The 16984-nt window shown below is 70.5% G+C and carries 16 protein-coding genes; 12 read left to right on the forward strand and 4 right to left on the reverse strand.

Annotation, left to right across the window (positions count from 1 at the left end):
• Window positions 1-32: 32 nt before the first annotated feature.
• Together araD and VNT59_RS03195 are read right to left on the reverse strand one after the other, a co-directional pair.
• Window positions 33-1814: an L-arabinonate dehydratase gene (gene araD, locus VNT59_RS03190; RefSeq protein ID WP_325496545.1), complete on the reverse strand. Its 1782-nt coding sequence runs from the start codon at window positions 1812-1814 to the stop codon at window positions 33-35.
• A gap of 62 nt (window positions 1815-1876) precedes the next feature.
• Entirely contained in the window at window positions 1877-2254 is a 378-nt protein-coding gene (locus tag VNT59_RS03195; protein WP_325496547.1) for a carboxymuconolactone decarboxylase family protein, read from the reverse strand.
• Between the two features lie 252 nt (window positions 2255-2506).
• On the opposite strand from VNT59_RS03195, the gene VNT59_RS03200 reads away from it, so the two are divergent.
• The 10 genes from VNT59_RS03200 (at window position 2507) to VNT59_RS03245 (ending at window position 12479) form a co-directional block, all read left to right on the forward strand.
• The gene (locus VNT59_RS03200; RefSeq protein WP_325496549.1) at window positions 2507-4369 is read left to right on the forward strand and encodes a feruloyl-CoA synthase; all 1863 of its coding nucleotides are present in this window, start codon (window positions 2507-2509) and stop codon (window positions 4367-4369) included.
• The gene (locus VNT59_RS03205) at window positions 4366-5151 is read left to right on the forward strand and encodes an SDR family NAD(P)-dependent oxidoreductase (protein WP_325496551.1); all 786 of its coding nucleotides are present in this window, start codon (window positions 4366-4368) and stop codon (window positions 5149-5151) included. Before VNT59_RS03200 ends, VNT59_RS03205 begins: the two co-directional genes overlap by 4 nt.
• Before the next feature lie 37 nt (window positions 5152-5188).
• Entirely contained in the window at window positions 5189-6322 is a 1134-nt protein-coding gene (locus VNT59_RS03210; RefSeq protein ID WP_325496553.1) for an ABC transporter substrate-binding protein, read from the forward strand.
• A gap of 69 nt (window positions 6323-6391) precedes the next feature.
• Window positions 6392-7429, forward strand: a complete 1038-nt coding sequence (locus tag VNT59_RS03215; RefSeq protein WP_325496555.1) for a branched-chain amino acid ABC transporter permease — start codon at window positions 6392-6394, stop codon at window positions 7427-7429.
• On the forward strand, window positions 7426-9237 hold the full coding sequence (locus VNT59_RS03220) for an ABC transporter permease subunit (RefSeq protein ID WP_414708332.1): 1812 nt from the start codon (window positions 7426-7428) through the stop codon (window positions 9235-9237). The genes VNT59_RS03215 and VNT59_RS03220 overlap by 4 nt, the downstream gene beginning before the upstream one ends.
• Window positions 9238-9241: 4 nt before the next feature.
• Entirely contained in the window at window positions 9242-9985 is a 744-nt protein-coding gene (locus VNT59_RS03225) for an ABC transporter ATP-binding protein (protein WP_325496557.1), read from the forward strand.
• Window positions 9982-10449, forward strand: coding sequence for a MarR family winged helix-turn-helix transcriptional regulator (locus tag VNT59_RS03230; protein WP_325496559.1), 468 nt, complete (start codon window positions 9982-9984; stop codon window positions 10447-10449). Before VNT59_RS03225 ends, VNT59_RS03230 begins: the two co-directional genes overlap by 4 nt.
• 81 nt (window positions 10450-10530) lie before the next feature.
• Window positions 10531-10866 (forward strand): winged helix-turn-helix transcriptional regulator, encoded by a 336-nt coding sequence (locus VNT59_RS03235; RefSeq protein ID WP_325496561.1) that lies wholly within the window; start codon window positions 10531-10533, stop codon window positions 10864-10866.
• A gap of 22 nt (window positions 10867-10888) precedes the next feature.
• Window positions 10889-12067 carry a fumarylacetoacetate hydrolase family protein gene (locus tag VNT59_RS03240; RefSeq protein ID WP_325496563.1) on the forward strand — a complete coding sequence of 393 codons (1179 nt, stop codon included), beginning with the start codon at window positions 10889-10891 and terminating at the stop codon, window positions 12065-12067.
• A 61-nt stretch (window positions 12068-12128) separates the two neighbouring features.
• Window positions 12129-12479 (forward strand): FKBP-type peptidyl-prolyl cis-trans isomerase, encoded by a 351-nt coding sequence (locus VNT59_RS03245; protein WP_325496565.1) that lies wholly within the window; start codon window positions 12129-12131, stop codon window positions 12477-12479.
• An 85-nt stretch (window positions 12480-12564) separates the two neighbouring features.
• Here VNT59_RS03245 and VNT59_RS03250 read toward each other — a convergent pair whose 3' ends face one another.
• A complete protein-coding gene (locus VNT59_RS03250; RefSeq protein WP_325496567.1) occupies window positions 12565-13332 on the reverse strand; it encodes a LytTR family DNA-binding domain-containing protein in 768 nt (255 codons plus the stop codon).
• 1 nt (window position 13333) lies between these two features.
• Window positions 13334-14383, reverse strand: coding sequence for a sensor histidine kinase (locus tag VNT59_RS03255; protein WP_325496568.1), 1050 nt, complete (start codon window positions 14381-14383; stop codon window positions 13334-13336).
• A gap of 287 nt (window positions 14384-14670) precedes the next feature.
• Here VNT59_RS03255 and grpE point away from each other — a divergent pair, with 287 nt between their 5' ends.
• Window positions 14671-15222 (forward strand): nucleotide exchange factor GrpE, encoded by a 552-nt coding sequence (grpE, locus tag VNT59_RS03260; RefSeq protein WP_325496579.1) that lies wholly within the window; start codon window positions 14671-14673, stop codon window positions 15220-15222.
• An 85-nt stretch (window positions 15223-15307) separates the two neighbouring features.
• A partial coding sequence (gene dnaK / locus VNT59_RS03265) for a molecular chaperone DnaK (RefSeq protein ID WP_325496571.1) occupies window positions 15308-16984 on the forward strand: 1677 nt, incomplete at its 3' end.

Genomic DNA, 16984 nt, shown 5'->3' on the forward strand with positions numbered 1-16984 from the left:
GGGAGCCGCGCCAGCCGGCGCGACACCATCCGCTAGTGGATTTCGGGCTCGCCACCCTCGGCCGGGCGGGCGCGCTCGGTTTCGAGGAAGTCGAAATCGCAGCCGGTGTCGGCCTGGCCGATGTGCTTCAGGTACAGCACGCCGTAGCCGCGCGTGAACTTCGGCGCCGGGGCCTGCCACGCGGCCTGGCGCTGTGCCAGCTCCTCGTCGCTCACCAGCATGCGGATGCTGCGCGCGTCGACATCCAGCTCGATCAGGTCGCCGTCGCGCACCAGCGCCAGCGGTCCGCCCACGTGGGACTCCGGCGTCACGTGCAGCACGCAGGCGCCGTAGCTGGTGCCGCTCATGCGGGCGTCGCTGATGCGCACCATGTCGCGCACGCCCTCCTTCAGCAGCTTCTGCGGGATCGGCAGCTGGCCCCATTCCGGCATGCCCGGCGCGCCTTGCGGGCCGGCGCTCTGCAGCACGATGACGCTGTCCTTCGTGACGGGCAGCGCCGGGTCGTCGATGCGGGCCGCCATGTCGTTGTAGTCCTTGAACACGACGGCCGGACCGGTGTGCCGGCGCAGCTGCGGCTCCATCGCCGCGGGCTTGATCACCGCCCCCGCCGGGGCCAGGTTGCCCGTCAGCACCGCCAGGCCGCCGCTTTCCAGCAGCGCGTTGGCGCGCGGCCGGATCACGTCCTCGTGGTAGACCTTCGCACCGGCCACGTTCTCGCCCAGCGTGCGGCCGTTCACCGTCCGCTGGCTGAAGTCCAGCAGATCGCCCAGCTGCGTGAGAAAGGCCCGCACGCCGCCGGCGTAGAAGAAGTCCTCCATCAGGTACTTGCCGCCGGGTCGGATGTTGGCCAGCACCGGCGTGCGGCGCGCCAGCGCGTCGAAGCGCGCGAGGTCGAGGTCGATCCCGGCGCGCCGCGCCATCGCGATCAGGTGCACGATCGCGTTGGTGGAACCGCCCAGGCCCAGCACCGCCGTCACGGCGTTGTCGAAGGACTGCGCGGTGAGGAGGTCGGAGGGCTTGAGGTCTTCCCACACCATGTCCACGATCCGCTTGCCGGTGAGCGTGGCCATCTGAGCGTGGCGCGAGTCCGGCGCCGGGATCGACGCGGCGCCCGGCAGCGTCAGGCCCAGCACTTCGACCGCGCTGGTCATGGTGCTGGCGGTCCCCATCGTCATGCAGTGGCCGGGCGAGCGGGCAATCCCCTCCTCGACGCGCTGCCAGTCCTGCTCCGTGATGTTGCCGGCGCGCAGCTCGGCCCAGTACTTCCAGGTGTCGGAACCGGAACCGAGGTACTGGCCCTGGTAGTCGCCGCGCAGCATGGGACCGGCCGGCATGAAGATCGCCGGCAGGTTCATCGAGATCGCGCCCATGACGAGGGCCGGGGTGGTCTTGTCGCAGCCCCCCATCAGGACACAGCCGTCGGCCGGATAGGAACGCAGCAGTTCCTCGCACTCCATGGCCAGCAGGTTGCGATACAGCATCGTGGTGGGCTTCTGGAAGGGCTCGGACAGCGAGATCGCCGGCATCTCCACCGGAAAGCCGCCGGCCTGCCAGATGCCGCGCTTGACCTCCTCCACCCGCTGCTTGAAATGGGTGTGGCAGGGATTGATGTCGCTCCAGGTGTTGATGATCGCGATCACCGGCTTGCCCGCGTAGTCGCTGCGGTGGAAGCCCATCTGCGCGGTCCGCGAACGATGCCCGAAGGAGCGCATGTCCTTCACGCCGTACCAGCGGTGGGAGCGCAGGTCTTCGGGTTGCTTGCGGCGCGTGCCGGCCGGCGCCGGCTGCTGGGAGGAGGGATCGTCGTTGTTCATGGGTCAGCCGCCCGGCACCGCGCCGGGCAAAGGCCGATTATTAGCGCGCCATGGCGGCCGGCTCAGATGCCCATTTCCTTGAACACCTGCCTGGCGATCTTGAAGCAGCCCAGGCCGGCCGGCATGCCGACGTACACCGCGACCTGCAGGAAGCACTCGCGGATTTCTTCCTTGGTGACTCCGTTGTTGATCGCGCCGCGCACATGCGTCGCCAGTTCCTCGGGCCGGTTCAGCGCGGCGATCATCCCCAGATTCAGGATGCTGCGGCTGCGGCGGTCGAGCCCGGGGCGGCCCCACACCTCGCCCCAGCAGAACTGCGTGACGAGCTCCTGCATCGGCAGGCTGAACTCGTCGGCGCCCTGGAGCGAGGCATCCACGTAGCTGTCGCCCACCACCTCGCGGCGGATCTTCAGCCCCTGCTCGAACAGTTCACGGTTCATGGCATTTCCTCGATGGTTGCGCGCAGCGGCAGGCCGCGCGACCGCGCCACTGTGCCCGCCAGCCCAGCCGGCGTCAACGTGCCCGGCGCGCCGCGCCGCCGGGCCGGGCGACTCGGCCGGCGCCCCCGGGAAAGTACCAGTGCGATCGGGCTGGAGTGGTTATCTTCCATAACCAATAATCGCTTCCCCGGCAGCAGCAGCATCGCTGCCACGTTCGCACGCGGCGCCGCCGCGCGAAAGGTCCCGGACCGGATGAACGCGCCTCGCTACCGCCCGTTGGAATTTCCGATCGCGCGCGTGGCGCTGCGCGACGGCGACGGCGGCGCCCGGTATCTGCGGGCCGAGGCGCCGCTGCAACCGTACCCCGCCCGGCTCACCGATCGGCTGGTGCACTGGGCCGAGGCGGCGCCGGACCGGACGTTCATGGCGCGGCGCGAGCCCCGGCCCGACGGCAGCACCGGCGAATGGCGCCACCTCACCTACCGGCAGGCGCTGGCGAGCGCGCGGGCGATCGGCCAGGCCCTGCTCGACCGTGGCCTGTGCGCCGAGCGGCCGGTGGCGATCCTGAGCGAGAACGGCCTCGAGCACGCGCTGCTCTCGCTCGGCTGCCTCTACGCGGGGGTGCCCTTCTGCCCCGTCTCGCCGGCCTACTCGATCGTCAGCCGCGACTACGACAAGCTGCGGCACGCGCTGGCCACCGTCACGCCGGGCCTCGTGTTCGCCGCCGATGGCGAGCGATACGCGGCGGCGATCGCCGCGGCGGTCGACGCCGGGGCCGAAGTCGTGCTCGCCGCCGGCGGCCTGGCCGGCCGCCCGAGCACGCCATTCGCCAGCCTGCTGGCGGTCGCGCCCACGCCGGCCGTGGACGCCGCGATGCAGGCGACCGGCCCCGACACCATCGCCAAGTTCCTGTTCACCTCCGGCTCGACCCGGCTGCCCAAGGCGGTGATCAACACCCATCGCATGTGGTGCGCCAACCAGCAGCAGATGCGCCAGTCGATGCCGGTGCTGGCCGAGCCGCCGGTGCTGGTGGACTGGCTGCCGTGGAACCACACCTTCGGCGGCAACCACAACGTCGGGCTGGTCCTCTTCAACGGCGGCACGCTCTACATCGACGACGGCAAGCCGACGCCGGCGCTGGTCGGCGAGACCCTGCGCAACCTGCGCGAGATCGCGCCCACGGTGTACTTCAACGTCCCCGCGGGCTTCGAGGCGATCGCGCAGGCGATGAAGACCGACGCCGTGCTGCGCCGCAGGCTGCTGTCGCGCGTCCGGATGTTCTTCTACGCCGGCGCCGCGCTGGCGCAGCCGGTCTGGGACGCGTTGCACGAGGCGCAGGAGCGCGAGATCGGCGAGCGGATCGTGATGGGCACGGGGCTGGGCATGACCGAGTCGGGGCCGTTCGCGATCTTCGTCACCAGTGCGCAGGTGCGGGCGGGCGACCTCGGGGTGCCGGCCGCCGGGCTCGAGCTGAAGCTGGCGCCCGTCGACGGCAAGACCGAAGTGCGCTACCGCGGTCCCAACGTGACCCCGGGCTACTGGCGCGCGCCGCAGGAGACGGCGGCGGCCTTCGACGAGGAAGGGTTCTTCCGCAGCGGCGACGCCGTGCTGTGGATCGACGAGGACGACGTGCACCAGGGCCTGAAGTTCGACGGCCGCATCGCCGAGGACTTCAAGCTGGCCACCGGCACCTTCGTCAGCGTCGGCCCGCTGCGCGCGAAGCTCATCGCCGCCGGCGCGCCCTACGTGCAGGACGCGGTGATCACCGGCATGAACCGCAACGAACTGGGCGCGCTGATCTTCGCCACCCCGGCCGTGCGCCGGCTGGCGCAACTGCCCGCCGAGGCCAGCTGGCGCGCCGTCCTGGAGAGCGCGCCGGTACAGGCGGCGTTCCAGCAGGTGGCCGACCGGCTGGCCGCCAGCGCCACCGGCAGCGCCAATCGCGTCGCCCGTCTGCACCTGATGCACGAGCCGCCGTCGATCGACCGCAGCGAGGTCACCGACAAGGGCTCGATCAACCAGCGCGCGGTGCTCGAGCAGCGCGCCGCGCTGGTGGCCGCCCTGCACGAGGGCACCCTGCCATTCACCATCCAACCCCGAGGAGCAGCGACATGAGGATCGAAGGACAAGCGGCACTGGTCACCGGCGGCGCGTCCGGGCTGGGCGAGGCGACGGCGCGCGAACTGGCGCGGCTGGGCGCCAGGGTCGCCGTGCTCGACGTCAACGTCGAGCGCGCCGAGCAGGTCGCGCGGGAGATCGGCGAGCAATACGGCAACGGCTGCGCCGTGGCCTGCCGCTGCGACATCACCGAGACCGCCAGCGTGCAGGCCGCGCTGGACCGGGCCGCGACGGCGCACGGCCCCGCCCGCATCCTGATGAACATCGCCGGCATCGGCACCGCCAGGCGGCTGGTCGGCAAGGACGGCAACCCGGCGCCGCTGGAAGACTTCGCCCGGGTCGTCGGCATCAACCTCATCGGCAGCTACAACGCCAGCCGCCTGTTCGCCGCCCAGTGCGCCAAGCTGGAGCCGCTGGCGGACGGCGAGCGCGGCGTGATGATGTTCACCGCCTCGGTCGCCGCGTTCGACGGCCAGGTGGGCCAGCAGGCCTACAGCGCCTCCAAGGGCGGGCTGGTGGGCATGACGCTGCCCATGGCGCGCGACCTGGCCCAGTACGGCATCCGCGTCTGCACGGTGGCGCCCGGCCTGTTCGCCACACCGCTGATGAAGCAGCTGCCCGAAGCCGTGCAGCAATCGCTCGCCGCCTCGATCCCGTTCCCGCCGCGCCTGGGTAAACCCGAGGAGTTCGCGCAGCTGGCGTGCCATATCGTCACCAACACGCACCTCAATGGCGAGGTGATCCGCCTCGACGGCGCGTTGCGCATGGCGCCGCGCTGACCCGCCCCGCACCGCCATCACAGACAGGAGACAAGCCATGAATGCACTGCGCAAGACGCTGATCGGACTGGCCACGCTCGCGGCCTCGGCCGCCGCCCTGGCGGACGTCAACATCGGGGTGAGCCTGTCGCTCACGGGGCCCGGCTCGGGCCTGGGCATCCCGATGCAGAACTACTACAAGATCTTCCCCAAGGAGATCGCGGGCGAGAAGGTGAACCTCATCGTGCTGGACGACGCCAGCGACCCGGGCAAGGGCGCGCAGAATGCCCGCCGCTTCGTCACCGACGACAAGGTCGACATGATCATCGGCTCGTGCCTGACGACGGTGGCCGCGGCGATGGCCGACATCGCCGCCGAATCCGGCACCGTGCAGCTGGCGGCCTCCCCCGTGGGCGTGCCCCCGGGCAAGGACAAGTGGCTGTTCCGGCTGCCGCAATCCAACACCGTGATGGCGCACGCGATGGTCGGCCACATGAAGAAGCAGGGCGTCAAGACCGTCGGCTTCCTCGGCTACACCGACGCCTATGGCGAACAGTGGCTCAAGGAATTCACGCCGGAAGCCGAGAAGAACGGCATCAAGGTCATCGCCGTCGAGCGCTTCGCGCGGCCCGACACCAGCGTCACGCCGCAGGCCCTCAAGCTGGTCGCGGCCAATCCCGACGCCATGCTGATCGTGGCCTCGGGCAGTGGCGCGGCGATGCCGGAGCTGGCGATCGTCGACCGCAGCTACAAGGGCAAGATCTACCAGACCCACGCCGCGGCTACCAAGGACCTGATGCGCGTCGGCGGCAAGGCGGTGGAAGGCACCTTCGTCGTCTCCGGGCCGGCCGTGATCGCCGAGCAGTTGCCCGACAGCCACCCGTCCAAGAAGGTCGCGATCGACTTCGTGCAGAAGTACGAGAAGTCGGTCGGTGCCGGCACCCGCAACCAGTTCGCCGGCCATGCCTACGACTCGCAGATCGTGCTGGAAAAGGTGCTGCCGGTGGCGCTGAAGAAGGCCAAGCCCGGCACCAGCGAGTTCCGCGCGGCGATCCGCGACGCCATGGAGACCATGGGCCGCACCGTGTTCTCGCACGGCGTGATGAACTGGACCCGCGACGACCACTGGGGCTTCACCAACGAGACCGGCGTGATGCTGAAGGTCTCGGGCGGCGACTTCAAGGTCGACTGACCTGCCTGCCACCGGCCGGACCACGCCGCCCGGTGCGGCGCGGCGCCGGCCGCACGCGCGGCCCGACCCATGGACCTTTCGATCGCCGGCATCCTGCTGCTCGACGGCCTCACCAACGGGGCCATCTACGCCTTGCTGGGGCTGGCGACGGTGCTCGTGTTCGCGGTCACGCGCGTCATCTTCATCCCGCAGGGGGAATTCGTCGCCTACGGCGCGCTGACGCTGGCCATCCTGCAGACCGGCAAGGTGCCCGGCACGGTGTGGCTGCTGCTGATCCTGGCCGGCGTCGCCGCGCTCATGAACGCGACCGCGGCCTGGCGCCGCCGCCGGGCCGCGCTGCCGGCGCTGCGCGCGGCGGCGGCGACGCTGGCGGCGCCGGTCGCGGTGGCGCTGGTGACCGCGTGGGCCGCCCCGCACCGGCCGCACATCGCGCTGCAGGCGCTGCTCACCCTGGCGGTGGTCACCGCCTACGGGCCGCTCGTCTATCGCGTCGCCTTCCAGTCGCTCGCCGGCGCCACGCCGCTGGTGCTGCTGATCGTGTCGGTCGGCGTGCACTTCGCGATGACGGGGCTGGGGCTGCTGTTCTTCGGCGCCGAGGGCTTCCGCAACCCGACCTTCTGGGACCTGCGGCTGCCGCTCGGACCGGTGAACCTCAGCGGCCAGGCGATCATCATCGCGGCCGTCTCGCTCGCCCTGATCGTGATGCTGTGGCTGTTCTTCGGCCGCACCCTGCGCGGCAAGGCGCTGCGGGCCACGGCCGTGAACCGGCTTGGGGCCCGGCTGATGGGCATTTCCGCGGAGAGCGCCGGGCGCACCACCTTCGCCATGGCGGCGCTGATCGGCGCGCTGTCGGGACTGCTGATCGGCCCGACCACGACGGTGTTCTACGACTCCGGCTTCCTGATCGGCCTGAAGGGCTTCGTCGCCGCGGTGATGGCCGGCCTCGCCAGCTATCCGGGCGCCCTGCTCGGCGCGCTGTTCGTCGGCGTCATCGAGTCGTTCGGCTCGTTCTGGGCCAGCGCCTTCAAGGAAGTGATCGTCTTCACGCTGATCCTGCCGGTGCTGCTGGTGCGCTCGCTGACCGACCACGCCGAGGAGGAAGCGTGAGCCTGTCCGACGTCGCGGCGGTGCCTGGCGCCCGCAGCCGGGTGCGCGCGCGGCGCCGGCTGGGCTGGGCCGCGCTGGCCGCGCTGCCGCTGGCGGCGCTGCTGCCGCTGCCGGATTTCTGGATCACCCAGCTCAATTACATCGGGCTGTACAGCCTCACCTGCCTCGGCCTCGTGTTGCTGACCGGCATTGCCGGGCTCACCTCGTTCGGCCAGGCGGCCTTCGTCGGCATCGGCGCCTACACCACGGGCTGGCTCACGGTGAACCTGGGCTGGTCGCCGTGGCTGACGCTGCCGGTGGGCCTGGCCATCACCGGCGCCAGCGCGCTGCTGCTCGCGCTCGTCACGCTGCGCATGTCCGGACACTACCTGCCGCTCGCGACGATTGCCTGGGGGCTGTCGCTTTATTACCTGATGGGCAATCTCGACGCGCTCGGCAAGTACGACGGCATCCTCGGCGTGCGGAGCCTCTCGCTGTTCGGCCACGACCTCGGCCAGGGCCGCGGCTTCTTCCTGCTCACCTGGACGCTCGTGATCGCCCTGGCCGTGGCCCTGCTGCACCTGCTCGACTCGCGCGCGGGCCGGGCGATGCGCTCGCTCAAGACCAGCGCCGTGATGGCCGAGTCGGTGGGCATCAGCACCTTCCGCTACAAGGTGGCGATCTTCCTGATCGCCGCCCTGTTCGCCTGCCTCGCCGGCTGGCTGCTCGCGCATTTCCAGCGGACGGTGAACCCGACGGCGTTCGGCCTGAAGATGGGCATCGAGTACCTGTTCATGACCGTGGTCGGCGGCGTCGGCCATGTCTGGGGCGCGATCGCCGGCGCGGCGCTCACCAAGCTGCTGGACGATCAGCTGCAGGTCCTGCTGCCGCGCCTGATCGGCACCAGCGGCAGCTACGAGGTGATCGTGTTCGGCGTGGCGCTGGTGCTGGTGCTGAAGTACCAGCCGGACGGCCTGTGGGACTTCGTGCAGCGGCGGCTGCCGCGGGCGCCGCGCGCCGTCGACTGGAGCGACGCGCCGCCGCTCGCCGTGCGGACCCGGCCGGCGGCCGGCGAGCCGGTGCTGCAGGTGCGGGCGCTGCGCAAGGCGTTCGGCGGCCTGGTGGCCGTCAACGACGTGAGCTTCGAGATCCGCGCCGCGGAGATCGTCGGCCTGATCGGGCCCAACGGCGCCGGCAAGACGACGACCTTCCACATGATCAGCGGCGTGCTCGCGCGCACCGCCGGCGAGGTGCGCTTTCGCGGCCGGTCGGTCGGCGGCATGCGCTCGCGCGACATCGCGCGCCTGGGCCTCGCGCGCACGTTCCAGCACGTGAGGATGGTGCCGGACATGACGGTGCTGGAGAACGTCGCGCTCGGCGCCCACGCGCGCGGCCGCAAGGGCGTGCTCGGCGCGATGCTGCGGCTCGACCGCGCCGAGGAGCGCACGCTGTTTCGCGAAGCGCAGCGCCAGCTCGAACGCATCGGCATGGGCGCGCACCTGCATGAAGCCGCCGGCAACCTGGCGATGGGCCAGCAGCGCCTGCTGGAGATCGCCCGGGCCCTGTGCGCCGACCCTGCGCTGCTGATGCTCGACGAACCGGCGGCCGGACTGCGCCACCAGGAAAAGCGCGCGCTGGCGCAGGTGCTGCGGCAGTTGCAGGCCGAAGGCCTGACGATCCTGCTGGTCGAACACGACATGGACCTGGTGATGGAAGTCTGCAACCGGCTGGTCGTGATGGAATTCGGCACGCTGCTGATGCAGGGTACGCCGGGCGAGGTGCAGCGCAGCCCCGCGGTGCGCGCGGCCTATCTCGGCACGGAGCACTGACGCGATGGCCAGGACGCCGCTGCTGCGCATCGCCGGCCTGCACGCGGGCTACGGGCGCGCCGAGGTGCTGCACGGGCTCGACCTCGACGCCCCGGCCGGCAGCGTGGTGACCGTGATCGGCCCGAACGGCGCCGGCAAGTCGACCCTGCTCAACACGCTGATGGGGATGCTGCCCGCCCGCGGCGGCGTGCTGTTCGACGGCCAGGACATCGGCGGCGCCGCGCTCGAAGAACGCGTGATGCTCGGCATGGCGCTGGTGCCCGAGCGGCGCGAGCTGTTCGGGTCGATGCCGGTGGAGGACAACCTCGCGCTCGGCGCCTGGCCGCAGGTGCGGCGCCATCGCCCCTGGCGGGCGCGGCTGGACGACGTCTACGCGATCTTCCCGCGGCTGCACGAGCGGCGGCGGCAGCTCGCCGGAACGCTCTCGGGCGGGGAGCGGCAGATGCTGGCCGTCGGCCGCGCCCTGATGGCGGGCCCGCGCCTGCTGATGCTGGACGAGCCGAGCCTCGGTCTCGCGCCGCTGGTGGTGCGCGAGATCTTCCGCACGGTGGTCAAGCTGCGCGAGACCGGCGTCACCATCCTGCTGGTGGAGCAGAATGCACGCGCCGCGCTGGAAGTCGCCGACCACGCGTACGTGCTGGAAATGGGCGAGATCGCGTTGCAGGGGCCGGCCCGGGACCTCGCCGGCGACGCGCGCGTTGTCGACACCTACCTCGGCATGGCCGCCGACGCCAGGCGCGATCCATGAGCGCACGCGAACCGGCTCCGGCGGTGGCCGTCGACCAGGTCGACACCGCGTACCTCGAGAGTCTCATCGGCTACAACGCGCGGCGCGCCGCGCTGGCGATGATCGAGGTGTTCCTGCCCCGCATGGCGGCCTACGACCTGCGGCCGGTGGACTTTTCCGTGCTGTCGCTGGTCCTGCACAACCCCGGGATCACCTCGCGCCAGCTGTGCTCCACGCTGGGGATCCTGCCGCCGAACCTGGTCGGCATGGTCAACCTGCTGGAGCGGCGCGAGCTGATCGTGCGCGCGCCCCACCCCACCGACCGTCGCGCGATGGGACTGCACCTGACGGCCCGGGGCCGCAAGCTGATGCGCCGGGCCGAGCGCACCGCGAGCACGCTGGAGGCCGAGGTGGCGTCGCGGCTGTCGGCCGCCCAGGCGCGCACGCTGATCAGGCTGTTGCAAAAGATCTACCGTCCCGCCTGACTGCTATTGTTTGCATAGCAGCTTGTGCGTACACTCGAACCAACCGACGCCGCCGGCCGGCGCGGGCGAGGAAAGGCATCCATGAGTTCGAAGGAAAACGCCGCGGTCACCCAGTTGCTGGGCCTGCTCGAGTCGCGCTATGCGATCCGCGTGCTCTGGGCCCTGCGCGACGGCCACGCGCAGACCTTCCGGCTGCTGCAGGACAGCGTCGGCGGCATCACGCCGAACACCTTGAACACCCGGATCAAGGAGCTGCGCCAGGCCGGCCTCCTCCATCACGACAGCAACGGCTACGTCGTCACGCCCAGCGGCTCCGACCTGCTGCGGCGCCTGTCCGACCTGCCGTCGTTCGCGGCCAAATGGTCCGCCACCCAGTCCAGGAAGAAAAGCGGTCTCCCGGCGCGCACCGCTTCGTAAGCGCGCCCACACCCCTTCGCTCATGATCTCCTCGCACCTGCGGCCCGAGGCCGCCTTCCCCTCCGACCATGCGGCCGCCCTCGTGATCGGCCGCGTCCAGCTCCCCGGCGCCGGCCCCACCCTGGTGCACGTCCGCCCCGACGGCGTGCACGACCTGTCGCGGCTCGCGCCCACCTGCAGCGAGCTGCTGGAGCTGCCCGATCCGGCCGCCGCGGTGCGCAGCCATGGCGGCGCCCGCATCGGCGGCGCCAAGGAGATCCTGGCCAACAGCTCCTGCGACGCGCGCGTGGAGGACCTGCCGTTCTTCCTGGCCCCGTGCGACCTGCAGGCGATCAAGGCCGCCGGCGTGACCTTCGTGGCCTCGATGCTGGAGCGCGTGATCGAGGAGCAGGCGCGCGGCGACGCGTCGAAGGCCGAATCGGTGCGCCAGGCCGTGATCGCCGTGATCGGCGAGAACCTCGGCGCCGTCAAGCCCGGCTCGCCGGAGGCGGCGCGGCTGAAGGACATCCTGATCGCGCAGAACATGTGGTCGCAGTACCTCGAAGTGGGCATCGGCCCCGATGCCGAGGTCTTCACCAAGTCGCAGCCGATGAGCGCGGTGGGCACCGGCGCCGAGGTCGGCATCCACCCGGGCAGCGCCTGGAACAACCCCGAGCCTGAGGTGGTGCTGGCCGTCAACAGCCGCGGCGAGGTGAAGGGCGCGGCGCTGGGCAACGACGTGAACCTGCGCGACTTCGAAGGCCGCAGCGCCCTGCTCCTGGGCAAGGCCAAGGACAACAACGCGAGCTGCGCCATCGGCCCGTTCATCCGGCTGTTCGATGCGCACTTCGGCATCGACGACGTGCGCGGCTGCGAGCTCTCGATGCGGGTCGAAGGCCCGGACGGCTTCGTCATGCACGGCGCCAGCGCGCTGTCGAAGATCAGCCGCGACCCGCTCGATCTCGTGAGCCAGGCGATCGGCGCCAACCACCAGTACCCGGACGGCTTCATGCTGTTCCTGGGCACCATGTTCGCGCCGACGCAGGACCGCCACGGCCCCGGCCAGGGCTTCACCCACGTGGTCGGCGACGTGGTCAGCGTGGCCACGCCGCGCCTGGGTACACTCGCCAATCGCGTCAACACCAGCGACCGGGTGGCACCGTGGAGCTACGGCACCCGCGCGCTCATGCGGGACCTGGCGCGGCGCGGATTGCTGGCCTGAGCCGACGCTGGTCGCGGCCGCCGGCACCGGGCTCCCGCCCATCTTCACGCAAGGAACCTCGATGATCACCACCCCTTCCGGCCTCCAGTACGAAGACACCACGCCCGGCACCGGCGCCGAGGCCAGGCCCGGTCAGCAGGTGCGCGTGCACTACACCGGCTGGCTCTACAACGGCTCCCAGCAGGGCGCGAAGTTCGACTCCAGCCGCGACCGCGGCGATCCGTTCGAGTTCTCGCTGGGCGCCGGCATGGTGATCAAGGGCTGGGACGAAGGCGTGGCCGGCATGAAGACCGGCGGCCAGCGCACGTTGATCATTCCGCCGCAGCTGGGCTACGGCGCGCGTGGCGCCGGCGGCGTGATCCCGCCCAACGCGACGCTCAAGTTCGACGTCGAGCTGCTGGATACCCACTGAAGCCGCCGCCGCCCTGAGCCTGTCGAGGGCACAGGGCCCGGCCCCCTTCAATGGATCAGACCGCTGTGAAAACGCGTCAGCGTTTTCACAGCGCCTGAAACAGGTGCTGGAAGCTGCGGCTGACGGGCACCCGCTCGGGCCGCCCCTTCAGGAGCAGCTCGCCGGTGTCGCCGCTGCCGTGGACGAACTGGCTCACGCGCCGCAGGCTGACGATGGCCGAACGGTGCACCTGGACGAACTGCTGCGGATCGAGTTCGTCGGCCAGTTCCCGGATGGTCTTGCGGATCAGCGCTTCGCCGCCGTCCCACACCACCAGCGTGTACTTGTTGTCCGACTTCAGGTAGATGACCTCGTCCACCGGGATCAGGCGCACCGTGCTGCCCACCGACGCCTTGATCCACTGCAGCCGTGCCGGCGGCGCCAGCCGCGCGCGCAGGTCGGCGGCGATCCGGTCCAGCGTCTCCGCCAGCGCCGCCCCGCCGTCCGCAGCCGGCTGCTGCAGCCGCGCCTGCAGCCGGCCGACGGTTTCCGCCAGGCGCTGCTCGTCGAGCGGCTTGACCAGGTAGTCGACGGCGCGGTGCCGGAAGGCCTCGACCGCGTACTGGTCGTACGCCGTCACGAACACGACCTCGGCCCGGCCGGCGATCCGGCGCGCCACCTCGATGCCGCTGGCGCCCGGCATCTGGACGTCGAGGAACGCCACCTGCGGCTGCAGCCGCTCGAACAGCGCCAGGGCCTCGCTGCCGTTGCGGGCCTGGCCGGCGATCTGCAGCTCGGGCCAGAGCCGCGCCAGCAGCGCGGCCAGGCGTTGCCGCAGCAGTGGCTCGTCGTCGGCGATCAGGGCGGTGGGCATGTCAAGGCGTGGCGGTCCAGGGCACCCGGATGTCGGCACGGACACCGCTGGGCGCCTGCTCGCTCAGTTCGACCCGGGCCGCCTCGCCGAAGAACACGCGCAGCCGCGCCTTCAGGTTGGCCAGGCCCTGCCCTTCGGGCGCCTGCGCCGGCAGGCCGACGCCGGTGTCGGCCACCCACAGGTGAACCGTCTGCCCGGCGCGCGCCGCGCCGACCTCGATGCGGCCGCCCTCCAGCGCCGGATCGATGCCGTGGCGGACCGCGTTTTCCACCAGCGTCAGCAGCGCCATCGGCGGAAAGCGCAGGCTGCGCAGCTCGGGGGGAATGTCGATGGCGCAGGCCAGCCGGTCCGGCATGCGCATGTGCATCACGTCGAGGTAGGCGCGCACCAGCTTTTCCTCGTCGCCGAGCGTGGCGTCCGCCTGCTGCAGGCGCGGCATGCAGGCGCGCAGGTACTCGATCAGGCTGCGGAACACCGGCGCCGCCCGGGGCGAACCGCTCTCCACCAGCTCCTGCACGTTGGCCAGCGTGTTCAGCAGGAAGTGCGGCTGGATCTGCGCCGTGAGCAGCGCCAGCCGGGCGTCGGCGGCCTGCCGCTGCAGCGTTTCGCGCTCCAGCGCGAACTGCAGCTCCTGGGCCCGGGTGCGCTCGCCGCGCCAGGCCGCCACCGCGAACAGGGTGCCGACGATCGCGGCCACCACCGTGACCAGGACGTAGCCGCGCACGTGCGGCCGCGAGCCGGCGAACGCGGCGAAGTCGCCGCCGAAGGTGAACAGCTGCACGACCAGGGGCGCGACGACGGCGGCGACGGCGATCGCCGCCACCTGTACGGCCCAGCCCGGCACCAGGCGCTGGCGCCAGGCGCCGGCGGCGGTGAAGGCAAACAAAAGCATGAATCCGACGAACAGGGTCTCGCCGAGCAGTTCGATGTACGGGTTGCGGGTGACCGGCTTCAGCGCCGCGGCCACGACGCCGGCGGCCAGCACCACCGCGACCAGCTGGCGGCCGCGGGGCAGCACCTTGCGCGGCGGCTCGGCCGCCGGCACTGGCATGGATGGCGCGGCCGAAGTCATCCGCGCACGATAAGGGCCGGGCTGGCGGCCGGTCAAGCAGGCGGCGCCGGCGCTGCGACGAACGCCGCTTTTGAATGGACGACCGGGGCCGGGGCGGCGCGAGGCGGCACAATCCGGGGCTCGCCTCCGGTCCAGTTTCGCGGCACGCGCCTTGAAAAGCACCGGGCAACCCCAAGCTGGGGCGCAGCGTGTCATTTCAGCCCAGAAGAACCATGCCCGACAACAACCAGACCGCCGTGCCCGAGCACGAGCGCATCGAACCCACCATGGACTCCACCGGCGTGCCGGCGGACGCCAGTCCCGAGGAACGCGAGGCTGCCCAGGGCGCCAGCGAGGCCGAGGCGGCCGGCCAGGCCCAGGCGCAGCTGGCCGAGCTGCAGGCCAAGAACGCGCAGCTCGCCGAGCAATACATGCGGGCGCAGGCCGACATGCAGAACACCCGCCGCCGCGCCGAGGAAGAAATGGCGAAAGCCCGCAAGTTCGCCATCGAGAGCTTTGCCGAGAGCCTGCTGCCGGTGGCCGACAGCCTGGAAGCAGGCCTCGCGATCCAGGAAGCCACCCCGCAGCAGATCCGCGAAGGCGCCGAGATGACGCTGCGCCAGCTCAAGAGCGTGCTGGAGCGCAACAAGGTGATCGAGATCGACCCCGCCCCCGGCGCCAAGTTCGACCCGCACCAGCACCAGGCGATCTCCGTGGTCCCGGCGCCGGCCGGTTCCTCACAGGATGCCAACACGATCGTCACGGTGTTGCAGAAGGGCTACCTGATCGCCGAACGCGTGCTGCGCCCGGCGCTGGTGACGGTGGCCGCGCCCAGGTAGGCGCTTGAAACGCCACAGCTTGTCCACACCTCATACACAGCGAATCTGATCTGGCCTGCGGGCCCCCGAAGCAAGGAGAAACAACATGGGACGAATCATCGGCATCGACCTGGGCACCACGAACTCGTGCGTGGCCGTCATGGAAGGCAACACGCCGAAGGTGATCGAGAACAGCGAAGGCGCCCGGACCACCCCGTCCATCGTCGCCTACCAGGAGGACGGCGAGATCCTCGTCGGGGCCTCGGCCAAGCGCCAGGCCGTGACCAACGCCAAGAACACGCTGTACGCGGTCAAGCGCCTGATCGGCCGCAAGTTCGAGGAAAAGGAAGTCCAGAAGGACATCCACCTGATGCCCTACCAGATCGTCAAGGCCGACAACGGCGACGCCTGGGTCGAAGTGCGCGGCAAGAAGCTGGCGCCGCCGCAGATTTCCGCCGAAGTGCTGCGCAAGATGAAGAAGACCGCCGAGGACTACCTCGGCGAGCCGGTCACCGAAGCCGTGATCACGGTGCCGGCCTACTTCAACGACAGCCAGCGCCAGGCCACCAAGGACGCCGGCCGCATCGCCGGCCTGGACGTCAAGCGGATCATCAACGAGCCGACCGCGGCGGCCCTGGCCTTCGGCCTGGACAAGCAGGAAAAGGGCGACCGCAAGATCGCCGTGTACGACCTGGGCGGCGGCACGTTCGACATCTCGATCATCGAGATCGCCGACGTCGACGGCGAAAAGCAGTTCGAAGTGCTGTCCACCAACGGCGACACCTTCCTGGGCGGCGAGGACTTCGACCAGCGCATCATCGACTACATCATCGGCGAGTTCAAGAAGGAGCAAGGCGTCGACCTGTCCAAGGACGTGCTCGCCCTGCAGCGGCTGAAGGAAGCCGCCGAGAAGGCCAAGATCGAGCTCTCGAGCAACTCGCAGACCGACGTCAACCTGCCGTACATCACGGCCGATGCGACCGGTCCGAAGCACCTGAACATCAAGCTGACCCGCGCCAAGCTGGAAGCGCTGGTCGAGGAACTGGTCGAGCGCACCATCGCGCCGTGCCGCACCGCGATCAAGGACGCCGGCGTGTCGGTCTCCGACATCCACGACGTGATCCTGGTGGGCGGCCAGACCCGCATGCCCAAGGTGCAGGAGAAGGTCAAGGAGTTCTTCGGCAAGGAGCCGCGCAAGGACGTCAACCCCGATGAAGCCGTGGCCGTCGGCGCCGCCATCCAGGGCCAGGTGCTGGGCGGCGAGCGCAAGGACGTGCTGCTGCTGGACGTGACGCCGCTGTCGCTGGGCATCGAGACCCTGGGCGGCGTGATGACCAAGATGATCAGCAAGAACACGACCATCCCGACCAAGTTCGCGCAGACCTTCTCCACCGCCGACGACAACCAGCCGGCCGTGACGATCAAGGTCTACCAGGGCGAGCGCGAGATGGCCTCGGGCAACAAACTGCTGGGCGAGTTCAACCTCGAGGGCATCCCGCCGGCGCCGCGCGGCCTGCCGCAGATCGAGGTGACGTTCGACATCGACGCCAACGGCATCCTGCACGTGTCGGCCAAGGACAAGGCGACCGGCAAGGAGAACAAGATCAAGATCCAGGCGAGCTCGGGCCTGAACGAGGCCGAGATCCAGCGCATGGTGAAGGACGCCGAGGCGCACGCCGAGGAAGACAAGAAGACGCTCGAGCTCGTCAACGCGCGGAACTCGACCGAGGCGCTGGTACACTCGGTGCGCAAATCGCTCAAGGAATACGGCGACAAGCTCGAC

It is taken from the genome of Ramlibacter sp., assembly GCF_035554825.1.
Lineage (GTDB): Bacteria > Pseudomonadota > Gammaproteobacteria > Burkholderiales > Burkholderiaceae_C > Ramlibacter.

Coding starts and splice junctions, on each gene's coding strand:
- araD (WP_325496545.1), bottom strand. CDS start 1,814: ATGAACAACGACGATCCCTCCTCCCAGCAGCCGGCGCCGGCCGGCACG.
- VNT59_RS03195 (WP_325496547.1), bottom strand. CDS start 2,254: ATGAACCGTGAACTGTTCGAGCAGGGGCTGAAGATCCGCCGCGAGGTG.
- VNT59_RS03200 (WP_325496549.1), top strand. CDS start 2,507: ATGAACGCGCCTCGCTACCGCCCGTTGGAATTTCCGATCGCGCGCGTG.
- VNT59_RS03205 (WP_325496551.1), top strand. CDS start 4,366: ATGAGGATCGAAGGACAAGCGGCACTGGTCACCGGCGGCGCGTCCGGG.
- VNT59_RS03210 (WP_325496553.1), top strand. CDS start 5,189: ATGAATGCACTGCGCAAGACGCTGATCGGACTGGCCACGCTCGCGGCC.
- VNT59_RS03215 (WP_325496555.1), top strand. CDS start 6,392: ATGGACCTTTCGATCGCCGGCATCCTGCTGCTCGACGGCCTCACCAAC.
- VNT59_RS03225 (WP_325496557.1), top strand. CDS start 9,242: ATGGCCAGGACGCCGCTGCTGCGCATCGCCGGCCTGCACGCGGGCTAC.
- VNT59_RS03230 (WP_325496559.1), top strand. CDS start 9,982: ATGAGCGCACGCGAACCGGCTCCGGCGGTGGCCGTCGACCAGGTCGAC.
- VNT59_RS03235 (WP_325496561.1), top strand. CDS start 10,531: ATGAGTTCGAAGGAAAACGCCGCGGTCACCCAGTTGCTGGGCCTGCTC.
- VNT59_RS03240 (WP_325496563.1), top strand. CDS start 10,889: ATGATCTCCTCGCACCTGCGGCCCGAGGCCGCCTTCCCCTCCGACCAT.
- VNT59_RS03245 (WP_325496565.1), top strand. CDS start 12,129: ATGATCACCACCCCTTCCGGCCTCCAGTACGAAGACACCACGCCCGGC.
- VNT59_RS03250 (WP_325496567.1), bottom strand. CDS start 13,332: ATGCCCACCGCCCTGATCGCCGACGACGAGCCACTGCTGCGGCAACGC.
- VNT59_RS03255 (WP_325496568.1), bottom strand. CDS start 14,383: ATGCCAGTGCCGGCGGCCGAGCCGCCGCGCAAGGTGCTGCCCCGCGGC.
- grpE (WP_325496579.1), top strand. CDS start 14,671: ATGGACTCCACCGGCGTGCCGGCGGACGCCAGTCCCGAGGAACGCGAG.